Source organism: Nocardia vermiculata NBRC 100427 (genome assembly GCF_001613265.1).
GTDB lineage: Bacteria > Actinomycetota > Actinomycetes > Mycobacteriales > Mycobacteriaceae > Nocardia > Nocardia vermiculata.
On record NZ_BDCA01000003.1, the window covers coordinates 113,966 to 132,998 of the forward strand.

A 19,033-nucleotide genomic window follows, 5' to 3' on the forward strand; every position below is an offset into this window, starting at 1 on the left:
CGCCGGATCTCCCGCTCGTCACCCGTTTCGCCGGCGTTTCCGCCGCGGAACGGGTGCCTGCGCGGTGACCGGATCGACGGCTGCGTCACCCGGGCTCGTCCGCCGCGCAACGCGTGTCTTCTGCGGATTCGCGTCGGGTAGGTCTCTCGTATGAGAGCCTTCAGTATGGGTACCTCACCGAAGGCTGTACTCGAAGGCGGTCCGTCCGACCTGCCACAACGCATTGTCCCCATCACTCCGCCAGGCATAGAACTGCGAGTTCAGACCCCGGGTGGTTACGACCGATTCAAATCGACCTCCCGCTACCAGGACACCGCGGAAGGAAATCTCCCCGTCTACGAATGGATCGAACACGTCGACGCCTGAACCGGGTGTCGCGGTAGTTCCCAGCACGACCTGACGCAGCGGAAACGACGACGGCGGGCGGCGCACCGAATGTGCGCCGCCCGCCGTGTGTTCCCGGTCAGGACACCCGTAGTCGTCCCGGACTCCAGAAACCGGATCGGTCCGTGGTACCGGTGTCCAGCTGGGCGGGTTTCGCGTCCGGGTAGTACCGGTCGTAGCGTTCCAGGGTCCCCCAGTCGCGGGCCCAGTTGTCCTTCAGGTAGGTCGGGACCGTGGCGGAGCCGGCGAGCATCTGGGTGAACCCGAGCGGGCCGCCGAATTCCTCGGCCTGCCAGGTATCGGTCGAGCTCACCGCCAGCGGCCGGTCGGGCAGGATGCGGAAGTTCGGCATCGTGGCCACGCCGTACCGGTGCTGGAACGGCTGCTGGCAGGGGAACTGCAGGCCGACCGCCCAGTCCTCGAGCACCGGCTGTTCGGTGCCGAGGAAGTTGTTCAACGTCTGCATCTTTGGCACCCGCGGCGGGGTGAACGCCAGCCACTGATCGCCGATGAGCACATTGCGGTTGGCCGAGATCCGTACCGCGTCCGCGTCCGCCGAGATCTCCGACAGCGGGATGCGCAGGTTCCGCCACGATGGTGCCGGGCCGATATCGCGCGGAACGTAGCTGCCCTGGAACTTCACCGAGCCGTCGGGCTGCCGCTTGCCGTATTCCAGCTTCAGGTCTTGGCCGTACTGCAGTGCACCGGTCTGGTCGAAGGACAGGATGCGCCCGGCGGCCGAGATCACGATCAGCGGGGAATCCTCCGAGCGTGCGGGCAGTTCGTACCAGCTCGACGTCAGATGTGCGGGCTGCTGAATCCCCTGCTGATAGCTCCCCATGATCGGGGTGTGTGCCGGGTCCAGGCTGTACGGCAGTGCGACCGTCGAGCCGTTGACGCCGACCCGATCGCTGGTGCCGCCTCCGGTGCCGGCGTTCTGCCCCTCGGCGAAGTTGGCGCCGACCGACTGGTTGGAGGTGTTTCCGGTGCCCGGTTTCACCTCCACCGCATCGGCTTTCAGATCCGTAGGCACTCCGTTGGGGTCGAATCCGACCGGATCCACACCACCGAGGGGATCACCGTTGGTGGGTGGGTTCGCGGGATCGATGATCGGATTCAGCCGTCCCGCATTCGCATCGGATTCGACCAGTACATCGTCGGCGAGACCGCAGCGGTCGCCGGAGATCGCGTCGAAATTACTGCGGGCCAGGGAATACGCCGGGTACTGCGCCACCGCGCCCTTGGCCAGCGACAGCACCTCGAACAACACCATGGCCGCGGCGACCACGGTCAGCGGAATGGCCGCGAATCGGCGAACTCTCCTGCCTCGCGCCGTCTTCGAGCTCGCGGGAGGTTTGGCGTAACCCTCACGCAGTGTCTGCCACACCACCAGCGCCAGCGCCAGCGCGAACAGCACCAGCGCCACGGTGTTGGACTGAATTCCGCGCAGCGACACCGTCTTGTCGAACCACGGCACGCCGTAACTGGAGACGTACCAGTAGCCGTTGGTGCCCGAGAACGACAGTGCCAGCGCGAACAGCAGGGCTGCCAGGAAGATCGAGCGGTTCTTCCGCGACCGCAGTGCCGTGGCCGACACCGCCACGGCGGTGACCGCGGCGAGTGCACCCGCGACACCGGCGTAGGCGCCGAAGTGGTGGGTCCACTTGGTCGGGTTGAACATCATGAAGATGATCGTTCCGCAGACCACACCGATCAGCCGCCAGGTCGGACCGCTGGAGATTCCGGGAATCCGCTTGCGCCGCAACAACACCAGCGCGACGGTGATCAGGCACAGGATCATCACGATGAAGGCGAACCGGCGCGACACCGATCCGTCGACGGTCTGCACGAACAGGTAGTAGTAGCGCAGGTAGTCCTCGTACCAGGCCAGGTTCGGGCCGGTCGCCTGCCGCACCCGGTTGGCTTCCTGGATACCGGCGAAGGTCTGATCGCTGTAGACCACGGTCAACACCAGGAATCCGGCGGCGGCGATCGGCGCCAGCAAGGGGAGCGAGGCGATGAAACCCGATGCTCTACGACCGGTTCCCATGCGCTGCTGCAGATCTCGTTTGCGCCGGACCACAATCCGCACCAGCGGCCGGATCGCCACGAGCAGCGCCGCCACACACATCAGGCCGGTAGGTGCCGCAGCCAGAGTGAAGGCCGCGACCAGGACCGCGATCGCCGCGGGCAGCAGGCGCCCGGTGGCGATGGCTCGTTCGATCGACACCCAGGTCAGCAGCGCGCCGAGGGCGACGATCGGCTCGGAACGCAGACCGTTGTCGTAGGGCAGCCAGAAGGCGAGGAAGACCAGGCCACCGGTCCACAGCGCCACCTTCGAGGTGCGCACGCCACGGCCCAGCCGGGGCACCACCTCACGGCTGATGACCATCCAGCACAAGATGGCGCACAGCAGTGCGGGTATGCGCACCCACGGGCTGGCCGTGGAGATCTGCGCGAAGACCTGGATGACGTCGTAGTACCAGCCGAACGGTGCCTCGGGCACGCCGTACCAGCGGAAGTAGTTCGCCAGATAGCCCGCGTGCGGCGCGGCCCGCACCATGGTGAGGATGTAGCCGTCGTCGGAGGTGTTGGCGCCGATGAAATGCCAGACCACCAGGGTGCCGATCACGGCACCGTCCGCCCAGGTGGGCCGCAGCCAGTGCGCCGGGAAGAAGCGGCGATGGCCGCGGCCGTCTCCGGTGTCGAGGCGGCCGAGTGCGGCCAGCGCGATCAGTGTGCACAGCACCGCAGCGATCATCGCGGTCAGTTTGATTGCGGTGGGGGAGGAGGAGAACCGGGAGTCGACGGTCATGTGGAACGACAGCCCCTCCGGGGCGGCGCCCTTCAGATCGGAGAAGACCCCGACGACCTGCGGTCGCAGATCGCCCGGCAGGCTGCCTTCCACCGGCGCCGTCACCATCTCGGTGCCGCCGGCCTCGGTGGGTCGTTCGACCTGCGTGGTCAGACCCTCGAACCGCGCGGTGGTCCGATCGATATCGGAGGTGATGGTGATCGAGGTGCAGCCGCCGATGTCCGCGCGCGGTGCGGACGCGACGATCGCGTTGCGGTCCACCACATCCACCGAATCACCGGTGACACGCACGAACAGGCCCTCGAGGGCCGCCCGATCGCCTTGTGGTGGCGCGGTATTGAGCAGCATGCCGCCGTCGGGCAGCTGGGCTACCGCCGAACACGGAATCGATGCCCGCAAGTCCACCGGAACCTGCGACATCAACGGTGCCTCGACATTGCCGATGGTTCCGCCCTGGGGCCAGTTCACCTCGGCGGTGGTCTGGCTCACCGGAAGGAACGGCGTAGCGACGGCGAAGATCGCGCCGAGCACACCGGCGATCACGGCGATCAGCCGTGCGGTGGAGAAATCACGCGACGTCACCGGTTTGTCCGGGATCGTCGGCTTTGTCAGAACTGCTGTTGCGGCGTCGGGCACGGATGGTGATGTTATCTGGCCCCGCCGAGAGTGACGGTGTTCACTCGGCCGCAAATCCCGGATATACCGGGCCACCTGCTAGTTCACCTTGATCGGCACATCCTTCGCCCAGCCCCATCGGCGTTCCACCGTGGAATCGATCTCCGCCGGTCGGGCCTCGGGTACCCGCGGGGTGAACCGTTCCAGCGAACCCCAGTCACGAGCCCAGTCGTCGTTCAGATACGCGGGGACCGCTTCCGCCGACAACAGCAGTCCCGTCCAGCCCAGCGGCCCGCCGCCGATCTCGTCCTGCCAGGCATTGGAGGCATCCGAACCGGTCCGGTCGGGCAGGATGCGCCACTTCGGTGCCTCGGCGACCCCGTCGTGGTGATCGAAGGGGCGCTGACACGGGAAGGCCAGACCGACGTGCCAGTCCTCGAGTACCGGGTCGGTATGCCCGACGACGGAATCCAGGGTCGACAGCTTCGGCAGCCGCGGCGGTGTCACCGCGAGCCACTGGCGCGGTGTCAGATCGTTGGCGACGGCGACGATGCGCACCGCATTGGTGCCGTCGGGAACCTGATCCAGCGGCACCCGCATATTGCGCCACGACGGCGCGCCGCCGATGTCGAGGGGGGTGAACGAGCCCAGCGGGCGGACCGTCCCGTCGGCGGCGCGATCAGCGAACTCGACCCGCAGATCCTGGCCGTAGCTCACCACGCCGTCGGCATCGACCGATTTGATCCGTCCGGCCGCGGTCACCACCAGCACCCGGTGCTCCGGATCCTGCCGGGCCTGTGCCGCATCCATCCGGTACCACTGCGAGGTCAGGTGGGCCTGCTGCTTGGTGCCGCTGGTGTAGCTGCCCATGACCGGGGTGCGGGCCGGGTCCAGGCCGAACGGCAGCGCGACGGTACTGCCGTTGATCCCCGGCTGTTCGGTGCTGCCGCCGCCGGTGCCCTCGACGGTGGTCTGGGTGGTCTTGTTGGGCGAGTCGGTCTCGACCGAATTCGCGCCGCCGGTCGTGGTCTCTTCCGCATCGGCGGTGAGGTCGTGCGCCACCCCGTTCGGATCGAAACCGACGCTGTCGGCGCCGAGCGCGTCGGCGGCGGAACCGGAATAGGGCTGCAGCAGTGAATCAGCGGTGTTCGTCTCGGTGAGTACCGCATCGGCCAGCGAGCAGGAATCACCGCCCAGCGCGCGGATATTCGATTTCGCGATGGAGTACGCCGGATACTGCGTGATGGCACCCTTGGCGAGCGAGGCGACCTCGAACAGCACCATGGCCGCGGCGGCGATGGTCAGCGGCTGGATCGCCCAGGTGTCGAAACGCCGGCGCGCCTCCGGTTTCCGATACGGCTCGCGGTAGTACTGATATGCCGCGAGCAGCAGGCACAGCACCGCCAGCCCGAGGAACAGTGTCGACAGACCCTTCCCTGCGACCAGTGGTGCCTTGTCGTACCAGGGCACGCCATAGCTGGAGACGTACCACCAGCCGTTGGAACCGGTGAAGGTGATGGCCAGCAGGAAGAAAACCGCTGCGGCGAACAGTGATCGGTTGTATCGGGCACGAATGCCGTTGATTCCCACTGCCACCGCGGTCAGCGCCGCGAGCGACCCGGCCAGCCCGGCGTAGACGCCGAAGTGGTGGGTCCACTTGGTGGGGGTGAACATCATCAGCAACAACGACATGAACACGATGCCGAGCACGCGGGCCGCGGGGCCCTTGGCGGTGCCCGGGATGCGGCCGTTCTTGCGCAGCATCACCAGCACGCAGACCAGCAGGCACAGCAGCATGCCGAGAATGCCGAAGCGCCGGGTCAGGGATCCGTCGGGGGCCAGCATGAGCAGCGAATCCCAGCGGGTGCGCTCGTCGAACCAGGCCACGTTCGGGCCGACGAGCTTACGTACCCGCGTCGCCTCCAGCACCGACGCCAGCGTCTGATCGGCGAAAACCACGACCAGTACCAGCGTCCCGGCTGCGATACCCGGCGCCAGCAGCGCGCCGTACCGCCCGATCGCCGCGCGGACCGATCCGCCACCGCGGGCGCGGGCGATGATGTGCTGCAGGACCGGGCGGGAACCGGCGATCAGTGCGGCGATACAGATCAGCCCGGTAGGCCCGGCGGCCAGCGAGAACGCGGCGATCAGCACAGCGATCGCGGCAGGGAGCAGGCGTTTGGTGGCGATGGCGCGTTCCATCGAGCACCAGGTGAGCAGCGCGCCCAGCGCGATCAACGGTTCGGGACGCAAACCATTGTCATACGGCAGCCAGGCGGCCAGGAATACCAGTCCCGCGGTCCACCGAGCGACCGCGTCGCGACGCACGAAGGCGCCCAGGCGCGGCAGGACCTCCCGGCTGATCACCAACCAGCACAGCACCCCGGCGATCAACGCGGGCAACCGCATCCACCAGCTCGCATCGGTGACCCGCGTCATCCACGCCAGCACCTCGTACGGCCAGCCGAACGGTGCCTCGGCCACCCCGAACCAGCGGTAGTAGTTGGCCATGTAGCCCGAATCCTGCGACGCCCGAGCCATATTCAGGATGTAGCCGTCGTCGGAGGTATTGGCGCCGATGAAATGCCAGACCACCAGCGTGCCCAGCACCACGCCGTCGGCCACGGTGAACCGCCACCAGTGCGCGGGCAGGAAGCGCCGAGGGCGGCGGCCGTCGCCGGTATCGATCAGATGCAGGCAGATCAACGCGATGATGGTGAACACCACCGCCCCGATGATGGCGGCCAGCTTGAGTGGGCTCGGTGACGAGGAGAAACGCGAATCGATCGCGGCATGCAGGTGGGAATCACCGAGCTGGGCGCGGTCCAGATCGGTGAATACACCGACCATCTGGGGCCGGATATCGCCGCCGACAGTGTTGCTGAACGGAGTGCCGTCCGCACGGGTGACGCCGGTCAGCTCGACGGTCGTGCCGGCCGCCGTGGAGCTGAGGACGAGGTGGTCACAGCTGCCCACCTCGTCGATCGGTGCCGACAGCAGCGGGATGTTGCGTTGCAGTACCGACAGCGTGCGACCGTCCGGGCCGTCGTCGACCGTGGCGATCAGGCCCCGCGCCGAGGCGTCGGGCGCATCGGCGGGAACGGTGGACAGCAGTGTGCCACTGGGCAGATCACGCAGGGCGCTGCACGGCAGTGAGGCATCCACTGTCAACGGTGCATACGACACCAGCGGAGCGCTCACCGGAACCGATTGCGGTTGCGGCCAATCCAGGCTCGCCCGGTCTTCGCTGACCGGTAGCAGCGGGGTGAGCGCCGCGAGAACGACGGCGATCACGCCCGACAGCAAGGCGATCAGGCGGATGCGGGGAAACGCTGGAGAGTCTGCACGCACCCAGCGATGCTAAGCCACAGCTGCGGCGTCAGTGCAGCCCGCGCACGTCCCACACGACCACACCGTCCACGACCTGGCCTCGAATTCCCAGCAAACGGTCCAGCGTCACCCGGATCGCACCGCCGTTCTTGCTGGGCGGCAGCACGATGACGTCGGCGTTCCAGTACTCGAGATCGGCCATGGCCCGGGCGTGTTCCCGCGGGCCGGTCGGCTGCACCCGGTCGCTGGTCTGGGCGCGCATCAGCAGGGTGGCGGTCGGCCGGTCGTCGGGGCCGTAGCGGCCCTTGTTGTCCGCGGTCGGGCCGACGAAGTAGCCGCCGGCCAGTGGGAAGTCGAAGCCGGCATCGATCTGCCACTGCAGTGGGCGTGCGTTGAGCCGGGTCGGCGGCGGTGCGATCACCACCGAGCCGTTATCGACGTACCGGTTCACGGTGCCGTCGGTGAAGAACTGGGGAGTGGTATCGCGCTGCACCACCGGCAGGACCGTCGGAATCAGCGGGACCAGTGCCAACGCCACTGCGGTGAACCAGATCGCCGGTCGGCGGTCGGCGGTCGACTCGCGCGCGTAACCCAGGATCCGCTGGGTCGCCAGGGCGAGCACGACCGCGATGGCGGGGATCGCCAGGAAGGTGAACCGGGTCTCGAGCACCGTATTGAGCAGCGGCACCTGATCGAGCCAGTGCCAGGGCAGAGTGATCCCGGTATCGGTCCGCCCGATGGTCAAGGACACGCCGAGCGACAGCACACTGCCTGCCACGATGACCGCGACCGCCGCGCGCACCACGCGGTGTTCCGGATTGCGCCGGCGCCACAGCCAGACCGCCGTCACGGCGATCAGCACCAGCAGCGGCCAGCCGAAGTAAGCGTTCTCCTCGGTGGGGTTGATCGCCAGATTCTTGCCCGGTGCGATGATGCCGCCCAGCGATTCGGACGGGAACTGGGCCAGCGTCTCGAGGTCGTTGCCCATCGGCCCGTGGTCGATGGACCGGTAGCTCTGTGGCCCGAAGAACTGCCACCACACCGGTACCGCCGTCAATGCCACGGTGAGCAGTGCGCCCAGGGCGAGTGTCGGGGTCAGCGCCCGGACCACACGCACGCCGTCCTGCGGGCGGTGCAGATAGTAGACGAGCGCGAACAGGCCGAATCCCAGTGCGAACAGCACCAGCGGCTCTTCACCGAGTGCGATCTGCAACGCGACCAGCAGGCCCAGCACCGCCGCCTCACGGAGCCGGCGGCCGCGGCTCACCGGCTGCCCCGCCAGCGCGCGTCGCGCCATGCGAATGACCAGCAGCGCGAGGACCGGCAGCATCGCCAGCACCACGAAGTTCGGATGTGCGCTGGCGTGCGAGATCATCGCCGGGGCGAAAGCACAGAACAGGCCGCCCAGCGCGGCGGCGAAGCGGGAGCTGACCACCTCCCGGGAGAACAGCCAGTACCAGGCGAAACCGGTACCGGCCAGGCCGAGTGTCAGTACCAGCACGAAGGTCACCGTGGGCCCGAACAGGAGAGTGACCGGGGTCAGGGGAACACCGACGCCGAACATGGCGGTGTTGGCCATCATGTTCACGCCGTCGGGATGGTTCTGCAGGCTGGTGCCCAGCGGATTCTGCAGGTTGACCACGGCGTGGGCGGTTTCGGCGAAGAACCATTCCCACATGTACTGGTCCTGGCCGCTGTTGATCAGATAACCGTGCGCGGTGTCGCGCCACTGATCCCACATGACCACGATCGCGCCGAGCAGATATACCGCCGCGACGGCGAGATCACCGCGTGCGGCGCTGAGCCGGCGCAGGGCGCGGTCGGAGACCGTCCGGGTTTCCTCGGTGCGGGGCGTGGTTCGCTCGCCGAGCCGCTCGGGCGACGCGACGGCCAGTGCCGCGGGCCCGTCCGGGTATCCCGCGTCTCCTGGTTCGACTTCCCCGCCCTGTACCACTCGTTGAACTCCTCTAGCCGTTGACAGCAGCTCCCTACGGTACCCATCAGTGGTGGTGGACGCAGCGCCGGGCAACTAGTTATCCACAGGAATACCGGAATTCCACAACGTTATCCACAGGGGGGCGCGGTACGGCCGGAGCGATGCTCCAGTGCTGGTCAGTGGCGTACAACCAGGGTGAAAGGCCCGATTTCGGTGGTCTGGAAGTGTGGATCGTCGAACAATGCGGCCGGGAATTCCACTGTGTATCGGCGCACATTGGGATCGTTGGGATAGACGTCCTCGGCCAGTCGCAGCGTGTAGTTCTCACCGCTGCGCCGGAACAGGAAGGCATCCGGTGCTCGCCACGGCGAGTGGTTCAGCGCATCGATCAGCTCGGTCGACGTCGGCAACTCGCTCCAGTGCTGGATCTCGGCGGCACGCGCCGGGAAATCCGCCAGCGGATTGGCGTAGTGGGAGGTCAAAGCCTGGAAGCCGTAGTACGGGTAGTACGACAGGAAGCTGGTGTCGGCGGTGAGTACCACCGAACCGTCGCGCGGGCGCCCGGTCTGTTCGGTGATCGCCTGATCGATGCGGTCGTAATACGACACCGCCGAGGGGCTGCGCTTGTCCGCCCGCACTCCCGCACCATCGGTGTCGGTGTAGGCGGTGGTGATCTCGGCGTTCAAGGTGCTGGGGATGCTCTGGGCGAATGCCAGCGCACCGAGGACCGCGACCACCGCATACGCCGCTCGCAACCGCTTGGGCTCGTTGACCGCCTGGTAGAGCGCCCGCGCACCCTCCACAAATCCGAACGCGCCGGCCGCGGCCAGCAGCACCTGCAGAATCGGTTCCAGCCGGAAGGACAGGCCGGTGGTGCCGACAGCGGTAGCCAGCATCGACGCCAGCGACCACAGATAAACACCGACCACCGAAATCCCCAGCGCCTGCGCGCGCCGCGAACTGCCCGCCCGCAGCACCAGCCACACGGTGCCCAGCAGGCACAGCGCGCCCAGCAGCGGTTCGGAGAAATCGAACATCGGGAACGCCAGCTGCGAGCCGGAGGTCGGCAGATAGTGCAACGCCGTCTGCGAGGCCGGCAGGTTTCCGGTCAGCACCTTCACCAGGTACGGCGCCCAGACGAGCAGGGCCAGCACAGCGGCGATGACACCCATCACGATCAGTCGCAGCAGGATCGGCCACAGCAACCGGAACACCCCGCGGGTGGGCGCGGTGTGGTGATGCACCGCATCGGCCCGCTGCTGCCACCACAGTGCCACCCATGCCACCAGCCCCATCAGCACGATGGTGAAGACGGCGACGAAGAAGAACAGCGTGTAGAACATTGCCGACACACCGACGAACAGGCCGGCGGCGATCGCGGCGCCCCACCCCCCGGCGGTCCGTACGCGCGACGCTGTGGATGCGTCTTCGGCCCCGTCCGGGCCGGCCGCGGCCGATACGAGGCGAGCCGGCCGGAATTCCGCCGGGCGATAGAGCGCGCCCCAGGCCAGCACCATCGCGGGAGCGAACAGGATCACCAGCACCGCGCTGTAGGCCTCCGGTGAGGCGAATGCCACCATCACGACCGTGGTCGCCGCCGTCACCGCGATCGCCCAATCCGCGCGAATCAGCTTGGACCACAACACCAGTGCCACTGTCGAAGCTACCGCCAGCGAGACGATCGCCCACGGTTTGAAGGCCTCCCACCCGGCAAGGCCGAGCAGGTTCGCGAATCGGCCACCCAGCCAGAACCAACCGGCCGGGTAGTACGCCGGAATGTCGGCGTAGGTCATATCGTGCAGCGCGGCGGTGTCGGTGAGCCGGGTCAGGTATTCGGTGCGGAACTCCTGATCGACGGAGATGCCGTTCAGGTACAGCTTCGTCGCTCCCAGCGGCATGCCCAGGGTGATCGTGACGAACGCCGAAATGCCCGCCCAGGACAGCACTTTCGCGAGCCACGGCCATCGATGCAGGCGAACCAGAACGATTGCGGCGACCAGGAGCACCGCGGCCCCGGCCTGCCCCACCGAGGTCAATGCACGCGTCACATTGGAAGCGTTGAACGCCGGCCATTCCACCAACGACATCGCCACCAGCCCGGCAGCAGCCACCAGCACGGCGACCACCGCCCCGGCTACAGCCTCCCCGAGTCCGCCCCCGATCTGCCGGACTAGTACGCGCACTGTGCCTCCGGATCCTCTCTCGCCGCAACCTGTCAGCGAGCCTACAAGCCGGGCGGAGCAGTCCGATCGACCCGCCACGACGAAATCCGCAGCGTGGAGTCGACCCCACGCTGCGGATGAGTCTCGACGCCGGCGAGCGAATTCGCTCGCCGGTCAGTTGTCAGATGGGCAGTTTGCGGAAGATCGCGCGCGGGACGTGGCGCAGAATCACCATGACCCAGCGGAACGTACCCGGTGCCCAGACGATTTCCTTGCCCTTCTCCGAGCCCGAAACCGCGAGCGCCGCAACGTCTTCCTTGTTCACCGTGAGCGGCGCCTCGGCGACGTGCGCCGAGAACTGGGTGCGGACCTGCCCCGGGCGGACCACGGTGACCCGCGCGCCGTGCGGACGCAGCGCCTCACCCAGGCCCAGGTAGAAACCGTCCAGGCCGGCCTTGGTGGAGCCGTAGACGAAGTTGGCGCGCTTGACGCGCTCACCCGCCACCGAGGACATCACGATGATGCGCCCGAAACCCTGCGCCTTCATCCGTTCCCCGGCCAGCACACCCACCGACACACCGGCGGTGTAGTTCACCTCGGCGACCCGGACCGCCTTCGTCTGGTTCTGCCACAGTTCTTCGGCATCACCGTCGAGGGCGAAGGCGACGATGGCGACATCGATATCGCCGTCGGCCCAGGCCTGCTCGATGACCTTGGGGTGGCTGCCGGTGTCGAGCGCATCGAAATCGATGACGTCGACCTTCGAGGCACCGGCCGCCTCGAGCTGGGCCACCGATTGCTCGCGCAGCGGGTCGCCCGGCAGCGCCGCGAGCACGACCCGCGCGGGGCCCTTCTTCAAGTACTCCTGGCAGATCGCGAGGCCGATCTCGGAGGTTCCGCCCAGCAGCAGAATGTTCTGCGGGTTACCTACCGCGTTGATCACTATTGCAGCTCCAGCCTTCTCGCCATATCGGACATGAAAACGCCTGTGGGATCGACCGAGCGGCGGACCTTGATCCACTCGTCGATCCGGGGATACATCTGGTGGAAGGCCTCCGCGGTGGTCCGCGAATCCTTTCCGGTGTAGAGCCGGCCGCCGAATTCCAGTACGCGGCGGTCCAATTCGGTGACGAATTCGTTCAAACCGGGCGTGATCGGGAAGTCCAGGCAGACGTTCCAGCCGGGCATCGGGAAGCTCAACGGCGCCTGATTACCCTTGCCGAAATACTTGAACACATTGAGGAACGAGTAGTACCCACTGGCCTGGATATCGATGAGGATCTGCTTGAACTCCTCCACGGCCTCCGGCGGCACCACGAACTGGTACTGCAGGAATCCGCGTGAGCCGTAGGCACGGTTCCACTCGCCGAGCATATCCAGCGGGTGATAGAACGCCGTCAGATTCTGCGGCTTCTGCCGGTAGGTACCGCCCTTGCGGTACCAGACCTCGGTGGCGAGGGTGAAGGTTTTGTTGTTCAGCAGCCCGTTCGGGAACAGATCCGGGAAGGTGACGAAGGTCTTGCCGGTGAAGTCCAGCGGATTCTTGCGCAACTTCTTCGGCAGTTGGTCCAGCTTCGCCAGCGAACCGCGCGAGATCACCGCCCGGCCCAGCTTGGGCATCGGGCTCAGTGCGTCGAACCAGGCCGAGCTGTACTCGTAGTTGTCCTCGGTGCCGTCGCTGTGGAAGGCGATGGTCTCGTCCAGACCGGAGGTCACATCGCCGTCGGCGATGAAGTACGCGGTTTCGGTCGGCGTCATCTCGATCGTGGCGCGCAGGATGATGCCGGTCAGACCGCAGCCGCCGACGGTGGCCCAGAACAGCTTGGCGTTCTTCTTCGGGCCGATGGTCTGCACCGTGCCGTCCGCGGTCAGCAGTTGCAGCGAGCGCACATGGTTGCCGAAGCTGCCTGCACTGTGATGGTTCTTGCCGTGGATATCGGAGCCGATGGCACCACCCACGGTGACCTGCCGGGTCCCCGGCAGTACCGGCACCCACAGGCCGAACGGCAGCGCGGCCTTCATCAGCTGATCGAGGCTGACGCCCGCGTCGACGTCCACCAGGCAGGTGTCGCGATCGATCCGGTGGATCTTGTTCAGAGCGGCCATATCGATGACGAGCCCGCCGGCGTTCTGGGCGTTGTCACCGTAGGAACGGCCCAGGCCACGAGCGATCACGCCCCGGCGCAGATGTGCCGGCTTGGATTCGTTGTCCTCGGCGACCATCGCGACGGCGCGCGCGATCTGTTCCGGATCCTCGGTGGAGAGCACCTCGGCCGAGGTGGGGGCGGTACGGCCCCAACCGGTGAGGCGGCGAGTGCGTGTCGGCAGCGTATAGCTGTCGGCCGAGCCGGTGCTGCTTGCCTGTGACGCCTCGCCGTCGCTCGCGGACTTCGCAGAACCCGCGTCGGTGGAGGTCTGAGCTTTCGTGGACATCGGCATAGAGGCTACAGGTACGGCCGGAATCCGGCCCTGGTGTCGGGGGTGCAGCGGGCGGTCGAGGTGGATGTCACAGTCGGGCCGGAGGTGGCCCGCGGGCTCGGCCGTAGTGGGCATGCCGCATCCACCCGTTACTCTCGTGCGGGTGAGTGCGGAACCCCATCTCCCTCTGCCGGCCGAATTGCCGCTGGTAGATGAGCCCGGCGGTACTGACGTCGACTTGAAGACGCAGATTGTGCGGTTCATCCTGACCGGCGGTTTGTCGGCGGTCGTCGACTTCGGTCTGTACCTGCTGTTCATGAGCGTGTTCGGGATTCCGCGCGATATCGCGAAGGCGATGAGCTTCATCGCGGGCACCACCACCGCCTACCTGATCAACCGACGCTGGACCTTCAAGGCCGAGCCGAGCCGCAGCCGATTCGTGGCGGTGGTGCTGCTCTACGCGGTGACCTTCGCCGCGCAGGTCGGGATCAACGCCCTGCTCAACACCACCCTGCCGGAGATGTCGGTGGATATCGCCGGGCATTCGGTCAAGGGTGCGGTGCTGGTCGCCTTCGTGATCGCGCAGGGCGTCGCCACCGTGATCAACTTCGTCGTCCAGCGTGCGGTGATCTTCAAGATCAAGTAATTGCCCGGGGGCCGGTGATCGAAATCGGCCGGCCCCGATACGCGCGTGCCGGATTCGGCTGTGCGGTTGTCGGACCGGTAGCTGAGGCTCACCGTGTGCAGCCCACTGTGCCGAGAATCACTCGAACCGATAGCGGCCGGAGAACGACGAAACCGCGAAAGCATCGCGTGCTCTCGCGGTTTCGTGGATTTGTCGGTTCAGCTGGCGATGCTGCTCAGCTGCGGCTTACGGCCGGAGTTCGCCGAGCGCACCGCTGCGGCGATCGCAACGACCGGCGGCAGCCAGCGGGCCTCACCCGGAGCCACGCCCCAGCAGGCCTCGCCGGCCGAGAGCTGAGTGGGCGGCAGCGGAATGCCGGCACCGTCGGTGTGCACGATCGCACCGGCCGCACGCAGCGCTTCCAGTGCCATCTCCGCCTTGCCGAGGCCGGTCACGAGATGGATTTCGCGGCGTTCGGCGCCCGGGATCTCGATCACCGGTCCGGACAGGTTGTTGGCCCGCAGGAAACGGCGCACATTCGCGGCCAGCTCGCCGGCCACCTCGATACCCGAAACATTCGTATCGGTGATCAGGCAGATGCCGTTGGCCGTTTCAGCGACCGTCCAACCGCGCTGGATGTAGTCCTGCGCAGTAGCGGCCATGGTTGCCGCCGAGACGGAAGTCGGAAACGTCGTACGCACTGTCTTCTCCATTCCCCGGGTAGATCTGGGTCCTGCGTCGGTGTTCATGGGACCTATCGGGCCGCGCTACCGGCGGTGTTACATATCGGTGGAATTTTCTTCTGCTTCGTATGCCAGGTCACAGCTGTGGGCGATAATCGCCGCTGGCTATGAGGCCTTTCCGGGGTTCTCGGACGCCGCTGTGAACTTGATACGACTACCACCTTTGCGGCCCTGACTGTGAATCGATTGCGTTGTGGCTGTTGGTTGCCTGGCAGTCTGCTGGGAGCCGTGCGGCGCAAATGTGAACTGCGTCGCATGTGGTCGCTGGTGTGGGAGTTCGCAATTGTGACGTTTGCGCGTCTGGCCACGGCCCGCACCGGCAGGGCCGGGACGGTCGGCTTCCCCCTCGTGACTGGTCTCGTTGTGCAACAATCCGTTCGGGTGTTGCGGAATCGAATTCGTATGCCCGAGAAGGTTTCTGCCAAGGGGGAACTATGGGTTCACCACAGGGGATCACCGGTTCGACGATGCCGCGGCGGCAACTCGGCCGGCGATTACGGGATCTGCGCACCCGCGCCCGGATGACGACCCGGGTCGCCGCCCGCCGCCTGGAATGGTCCGAGGCGAAGATCTGGCGGATCGAAACCGGCCAGACCTCACTGCGCAGCCTCGACGTCGAGGCCATGTGCAAGGTCTACGGGGCGCGCGAGGAGGAGGTAGCGCCGCTCACCGCCTTGGCCCGGGAAACCAAGGCCCGCGGCTGGTGGGCGTCCTACAGCGATGTGATCGGCGAGGGCTTCGACGTCTACATCGGTCTGGAGGAGGGGGCGACCCGGCTGTCCACCTTCGAGAACGAATTCGTCCCGGGCTTGTTGCAGACCGAGGACTACACCAGGGCATTGCTGGCGGCGGCCCGGCCCGGGCTCACCGCTGCCGAGATCGAGCGCCGCGTCGAGGTCCGGGTGACGCGCCAGCGCCTGCTCAGTCGCCGGCCGAATCCACTACGGCTGGTCGCGGTGCTGAGCGAGTCGCTGCTGTGGCGGCGGATCGGCGACGGCGCGGTCGCCGCCGGACAGCTGAATCACCTGCGGCGCATGTGTGATCGCCCCAATATCGACATTCGGATGGTGCGCAACGACTCCGGTTACCACGAGGGGCTGAACTCGGGCCGCTTCGTTCTGCTGGAATTCGGGGCACCCGGTCTGGAGCTCGTCGAGCCACCGGTGGTGCACATCGAAAGTTTCCACGGCGCCACGCATGTGGACAAAGATGCCGACATCGCGCGGTACCGGGCAGCGTTCGCGAGTATCCGAGCGGTATCGGTGGACGGCCGGGTCGCTCTGGACGAAGCGATTGCCGCCGCCTGAGCCGATCGGCTCATTCCAGCGTGCGCAACCGGGGTGCGGCGAGATCCTTCGCGGACCGGATATAGGTCAGGGGAGCGCCGTCGATGCCCACGGTCGGCCACTCGATACCGAGGTCGGGATCGAAGGCGTCCAGGTCGTGGTCCAGTTCCGGGCTGTATTCCAGGGAGCACAGATAGGTCACCGTGGAGTCGTCGGCCAGCGACAACAGGCCGTGACCGAGCCCCTCGGACAGAAATACCGAGCGTCGGGCCACATCGTCGATCACCACGCTGTCCCACCGGCCGAAGGTGGGAGAACCGCGGCGCAGGTCGACCACCACATCCAGGAAGGCGCCGCGTACGCACGTGACGTACTTCGCCTGCCCCGGAGGGTTCTGGGTGTAGTGGATTCCGCGCAGCACACCGGCTGCCGAGGTGGAGGTGTTGACCTGCAGCAATTCGAGAGACCGCCCGGTCACCTTCTCGAATTCGGAAGCCTTGAAGGTTTCGGCGAACTTGCCGCGCTCGTCACCGCGCAGTTCGGGAGTGAACTCCCACGCGCCCGGCACCGACAATTCTCGAATCCGCATATCAACCATCCTGCCTGTATTCGTGCCCGCCCTCAGCACGCCCGCGGGTCAGCAGGTCGAGCAGGTAGGTTCCGTACCCCGATCGCACCAGTGGTTCGGCCAGCCGAGCCAGCTGTTCGTCGTCGATGAACCCCATCCGCCAGGCCACTTCCTCGGGAACACCGATCTTGAGCCCCTGGCGCTGTTCGATGGTGCGCACATAGTTGGCGGCATCCAGCAGTGAATCGAAGGTTCCGGTATCGAGCCAGGCGGTACCGCGGGCGAGGGTCTCCACCTGGAGCCGGCCCTGTTCGAGATAGCTGCGGTTGATATCGCTGATCTCGTACTCGCCACGTGCCGAGGGCCGCAGCCCTCGTGCGATCTCGACCACGTCGTTGTCGTAGAAATACAGCCCCGGGACGGCGTAGTTGGAGCGGGGCAGTTTCGGCTTCTCCTCGATGGACACCGCCTTGCCGCCCGAGAATTCGATCACCCCGTAGGCGCTCGGGTCCGAGACCGGGTACGCGAAGACCGCGCCGCCGTCGAGGCCGTGAAAACGGCGTAACCGAGTGCCGAGGCCGGGGCCGTGAAAGATGTTGTCGCCGAGAACCAGCGCGGCGCAGTCGGTACCGATGTGGTCCGCGCCCAGGACGAAGGCACGGGCCAGCCCGTCGGGCTCGGGTTGCACGATGTAGTCGATCGACACGCCGAGCCGGCTGCCGTCGCCCAGCAGGCGCCGGAATGCGGCGGCGTCCTCCGGCGTGGTGATCACCAGGACGTCGCGAATACCCGCCAGCATCAGGGTGGACAGCGGATAGTAGATCATCGGCTTGTCGTACACAGGTACCAGCTGTTTGCTCACCCCGCGCGTGATCGGGTGCAGCCGGGAACCGGTGCCTCCGGCCAGAATGATTCCGCGCATGTGAGGCAAGTCTGCCAGCTCGTGCCCGCTCGGGCTCGATGAGGTTCCGACTGGACCGCGAAATGGTCACGATGGTTTCGTTCGGCGATATTCGGGCGATCAAGTATTGCGTAGGTCAGATGTCAGCGCCGACACATTTCTGCTGCCGTTCCGTCGGCGGCCGGTCACTCGGCGCGCGAGCGGCAGGCAGGTGCGCTATGACGACGACGGTGGTGAATCCCGGGGGTTCCAGCTTGCATTCGCAGGCCGTCCTGATGACCTGTAAGGGTGTGGTCGGCCCGTTCATCCGGCACTATCCGATTACTCCGGCCACCATGCCGGTGGCGCGGGTGGTCGTCGATCGGCTGGCCGCGCTGCGCCCGCGAGCCCGCGGGATCGAGCGCGAACAGGTGCGGTTGAACGGGTTCCGGATGGAGATCATTCGCCCGGCCGGTGCGCGCCGGTCGCTGCGTGACGGCGCGGTCATGTACATGCACGGTGGCGGGTTCTTCCTCTGCGGACTCGACACCCATCGGCCGGTCGCCGCCAGTCTGGCGCGGCGTACCGGACTGCCGGTGATCAATGTGGACTACCGGCAGCTGCCCGCAACGCCCATCGCCGGATCGATCGACGACTGCCTCACCGCGTACCGCTGGCTGTTGCGCCACGGTGCGGCCCCCGAGCGGATCGTGTTCGCGGGGGATTCCGCGGGCGGTTTCCTGGCCTTCGCCACCGCGTTGCGCGCGCTCCAGGCCGGTATGCCCCTGCCGGCCGGTCTGGTCGGGTTGTCGCCCCTGCTCGACCTGGACTACCGGCTCAAGCGCGACTACATGAACGTCTCCCGCGATGCCTATATCCCGCTGGCGGCGGTGCGGCAGCTGGTGCGCTACGGAGCCGAGGCCGAGCAGGAACTGGATCCCGCGCTGTCACCGGTGAACGGCTCGCTCGCCGGCCTGCCGCCGGCGCTGCTGATCGTCGGCGAAGACGAATTGTTGCGCTACGACGCCGATCTGATGATGCGTCGGCTCACCGCCGCGGGAGTGCCGAACACGGTGGAGTTGTGGCGCGGTCAGGTGCACGCCTTCATGAGCATGCTGCCGAATATGCCCGAGAGCCGCGCTGCGCTGGCCCGGGTCGCGCGATTCGTCCGGGCCCGGATCGATTCGGAGCAGACTGCCCGCACTGCCTGAAAGCAGTGTGCGGCACCGAGATCGACACGGCAGTGCCCCGCACAGCGACGGCTGCGCGGG

13 protein-coding genes are annotated in these 19,033 nt (G+C 66.8%); 4 read left to right on the plus strand and 9 right to left on the minus strand.

Annotation, left to right across the window (positions count from 1 at the left end; genetic code table 11):
* Positions 1–150: 150 nt before the first annotated feature.
* Positions 151–366: a DUF5988 family protein gene (locus NV2_RS06340; RefSeq protein ID WP_245662477.1), complete on the plus strand. Its 216-nt coding sequence runs from the start codon at positions 151–153 to the stop codon at positions 364–366.
* A 97-nt stretch (positions 367–463) separates the two neighbouring features.
* On the opposite strand, the gene NV2_RS06345 is transcribed toward NV2_RS06340, so the two are convergent.
* The 6 genes from NV2_RS06345 to dprE1 all read right to left on the minus strand — a co-directional run bounded on the left by NV2_RS06345 (position 464) and on the right by dprE1 (position 13,675).
* Complete coding sequence (locus NV2_RS06345; protein ID WP_067870540.1) at positions 464–3,835, minus strand: arabinosyltransferase domain-containing protein; 3,372 nt, start codon at positions 3,833–3,835, stop codon at positions 464–466.
* A 78-nt stretch (positions 3,836–3,913) separates the two neighbouring features.
* Positions 3,914–7,165, minus strand: coding sequence for an arabinosyltransferase domain-containing protein (locus NV2_RS06350; protein ID WP_067870541.1), 3,252 nt, complete (start codon positions 7,163–7,165; stop codon positions 3,914–3,916).
* 28 nt (positions 7,166–7,193) lie between these two features.
* A complete protein-coding gene (locus NV2_RS06355) occupies positions 7,194–9,038 on the minus strand; it encodes a DUF6541 family protein (protein WP_067870689.1) in 1,845 nt (614 codons plus the stop codon).
* Between the two features lie 218 nt (positions 9,039–9,256).
* Positions 9,257–11,263 carry a galactan 5-O-arabinofuranosyltransferase gene (locus NV2_RS06360; protein WP_067870543.1) on the minus strand — a complete coding sequence of 669 codons (2,007 nt, stop codon included), beginning with the start codon at positions 11,261–11,263 and terminating at the stop codon, positions 9,257–9,259.
* A gap of 160 nt (positions 11,264–11,423) precedes the next feature.
* Positions 11,424–12,185, minus strand: coding sequence for a decaprenylphospho-beta-D-erythro-pentofuranosid-2-ulose 2-reductase (gene dprE2 / locus NV2_RS06365; protein WP_067870545.1), 762 nt, complete (start codon positions 12,183–12,185; stop codon positions 11,424–11,426).
* Positions 12,185–13,675: a decaprenylphosphoryl-beta-D-ribose oxidase gene (dprE1, locus tag NV2_RS06370; RefSeq protein WP_084474047.1), complete on the minus strand. Its 1,491-nt coding sequence runs from the start codon at positions 13,673–13,675 to the stop codon at positions 12,185–12,187. The genes dprE2 and dprE1 overlap by 1 nt, the downstream gene beginning before the upstream one ends.
* 118 nt (positions 13,676–13,793) lie before the next feature.
* On the opposite strand from dprE1, the gene NV2_RS06375 reads away from it, so the two are divergent.
* Complete coding sequence (locus tag NV2_RS06375) at positions 13,794–14,306, plus strand: GtrA family protein (RefSeq protein WP_084474018.1); 513 nt, start codon at positions 13,794–13,796, stop codon at positions 14,304–14,306.
* 197 nt (positions 14,307–14,503) lie between these two features.
* Here NV2_RS06375 and NV2_RS06380 read toward each other — a convergent pair whose 3' ends face one another.
* Positions 14,504–14,986 (minus strand): hypothetical protein, encoded by a 483-nt coding sequence (locus tag NV2_RS06380; RefSeq protein ID WP_067870692.1) that lies wholly within the window; start codon positions 14,984–14,986, stop codon positions 14,504–14,506.
* Positions 14,987–15,462: 476 nt separating this feature from the next.
* On the opposite strand from NV2_RS06380, the gene NV2_RS06385 reads away from it, so the two are divergent.
* Entirely contained in the window at positions 15,463–16,335 is an 873-nt protein-coding gene (locus NV2_RS06385) for a helix-turn-helix domain-containing protein (protein WP_067870547.1), read from the plus strand.
* Positions 16,336–16,345: 10 nt separating this feature from the next.
* On the opposite strand, the gene NV2_RS06390 is transcribed toward NV2_RS06385, so the two are convergent.
* Entirely contained in the window at positions 16,346–16,903 is a 558-nt protein-coding gene (locus NV2_RS06390; protein ID WP_067870549.1) for a dTDP-4-dehydrorhamnose 3,5-epimerase family protein, read from the minus strand.
* Between the two features lies 1 nt (position 16,904).
* Positions 16,905–17,804: a glucose-1-phosphate thymidylyltransferase RfbA gene (rfbA, locus tag NV2_RS06395; RefSeq protein ID WP_067870551.1), complete on the minus strand. Its 900-nt coding sequence runs from the start codon at positions 17,802–17,804 to the stop codon at positions 16,905–16,907.
* A 197-nt stretch (positions 17,805–18,001) separates the two neighbouring features.
* On the opposite strand from rfbA, the gene NV2_RS06400 reads away from it, so the two are divergent.
* Positions 18,002–18,973 carry an alpha/beta hydrolase gene (locus tag NV2_RS06400; RefSeq protein ID WP_067870552.1) on the plus strand — a complete coding sequence of 324 codons (972 nt, stop codon included), beginning with the start codon at positions 18,002–18,004 and terminating at the stop codon, positions 18,971–18,973.
* Positions 18,974–19,033: the final 60 nt, after the last annotated feature.

What these genes read in the sequence shown, in the direction of transcription:
- NV2_RS06340 (WP_245662477.1), top strand. Translation starts at nt 151, where the DNA reads ATGAGAGCCTTCAGTATGGGTACCTCACCGAAGGCTGTACTCGAAGGC.
- dprE1 (WP_084474047.1), bottom strand. Translation starts at nt 13,675, where the DNA reads ATGTCCACGAAAGCTCAGACCTCCACCGACGCGGGTTCTGCGAAGTCC.
- NV2_RS06375 (WP_084474018.1), top strand. Translation starts at nt 13,794, where the DNA reads ATGCCGCATCCACCCGTTACTCTCGTGCGGGTGAGTGCGGAACCCCAT.
- NV2_RS06385 (WP_067870547.1), top strand. Translation starts at nt 15,463, where the DNA reads ATGGGTTCACCACAGGGGATCACCGGTTCGACGATGCCGCGGCGGCAA.
- NV2_RS06390 (WP_067870549.1), bottom strand. Translation starts at nt 16,903, where the DNA reads ATGCGGATTCGAGAATTGTCGGTGCCGGGCGCGTGGGAGTTCACTCCC.
- rfbA (WP_067870551.1), bottom strand. Translation starts at nt 17,804, where the DNA reads ATGCGCGGAATCATTCTGGCCGGAGGCACCGGTTCCCGGCTGCACCCG.
- NV2_RS06400 (WP_067870552.1), top strand. Translation starts at nt 18,002, where the DNA reads ATGACGACGACGGTGGTGAATCCCGGGGGTTCCAGCTTGCATTCGCAG.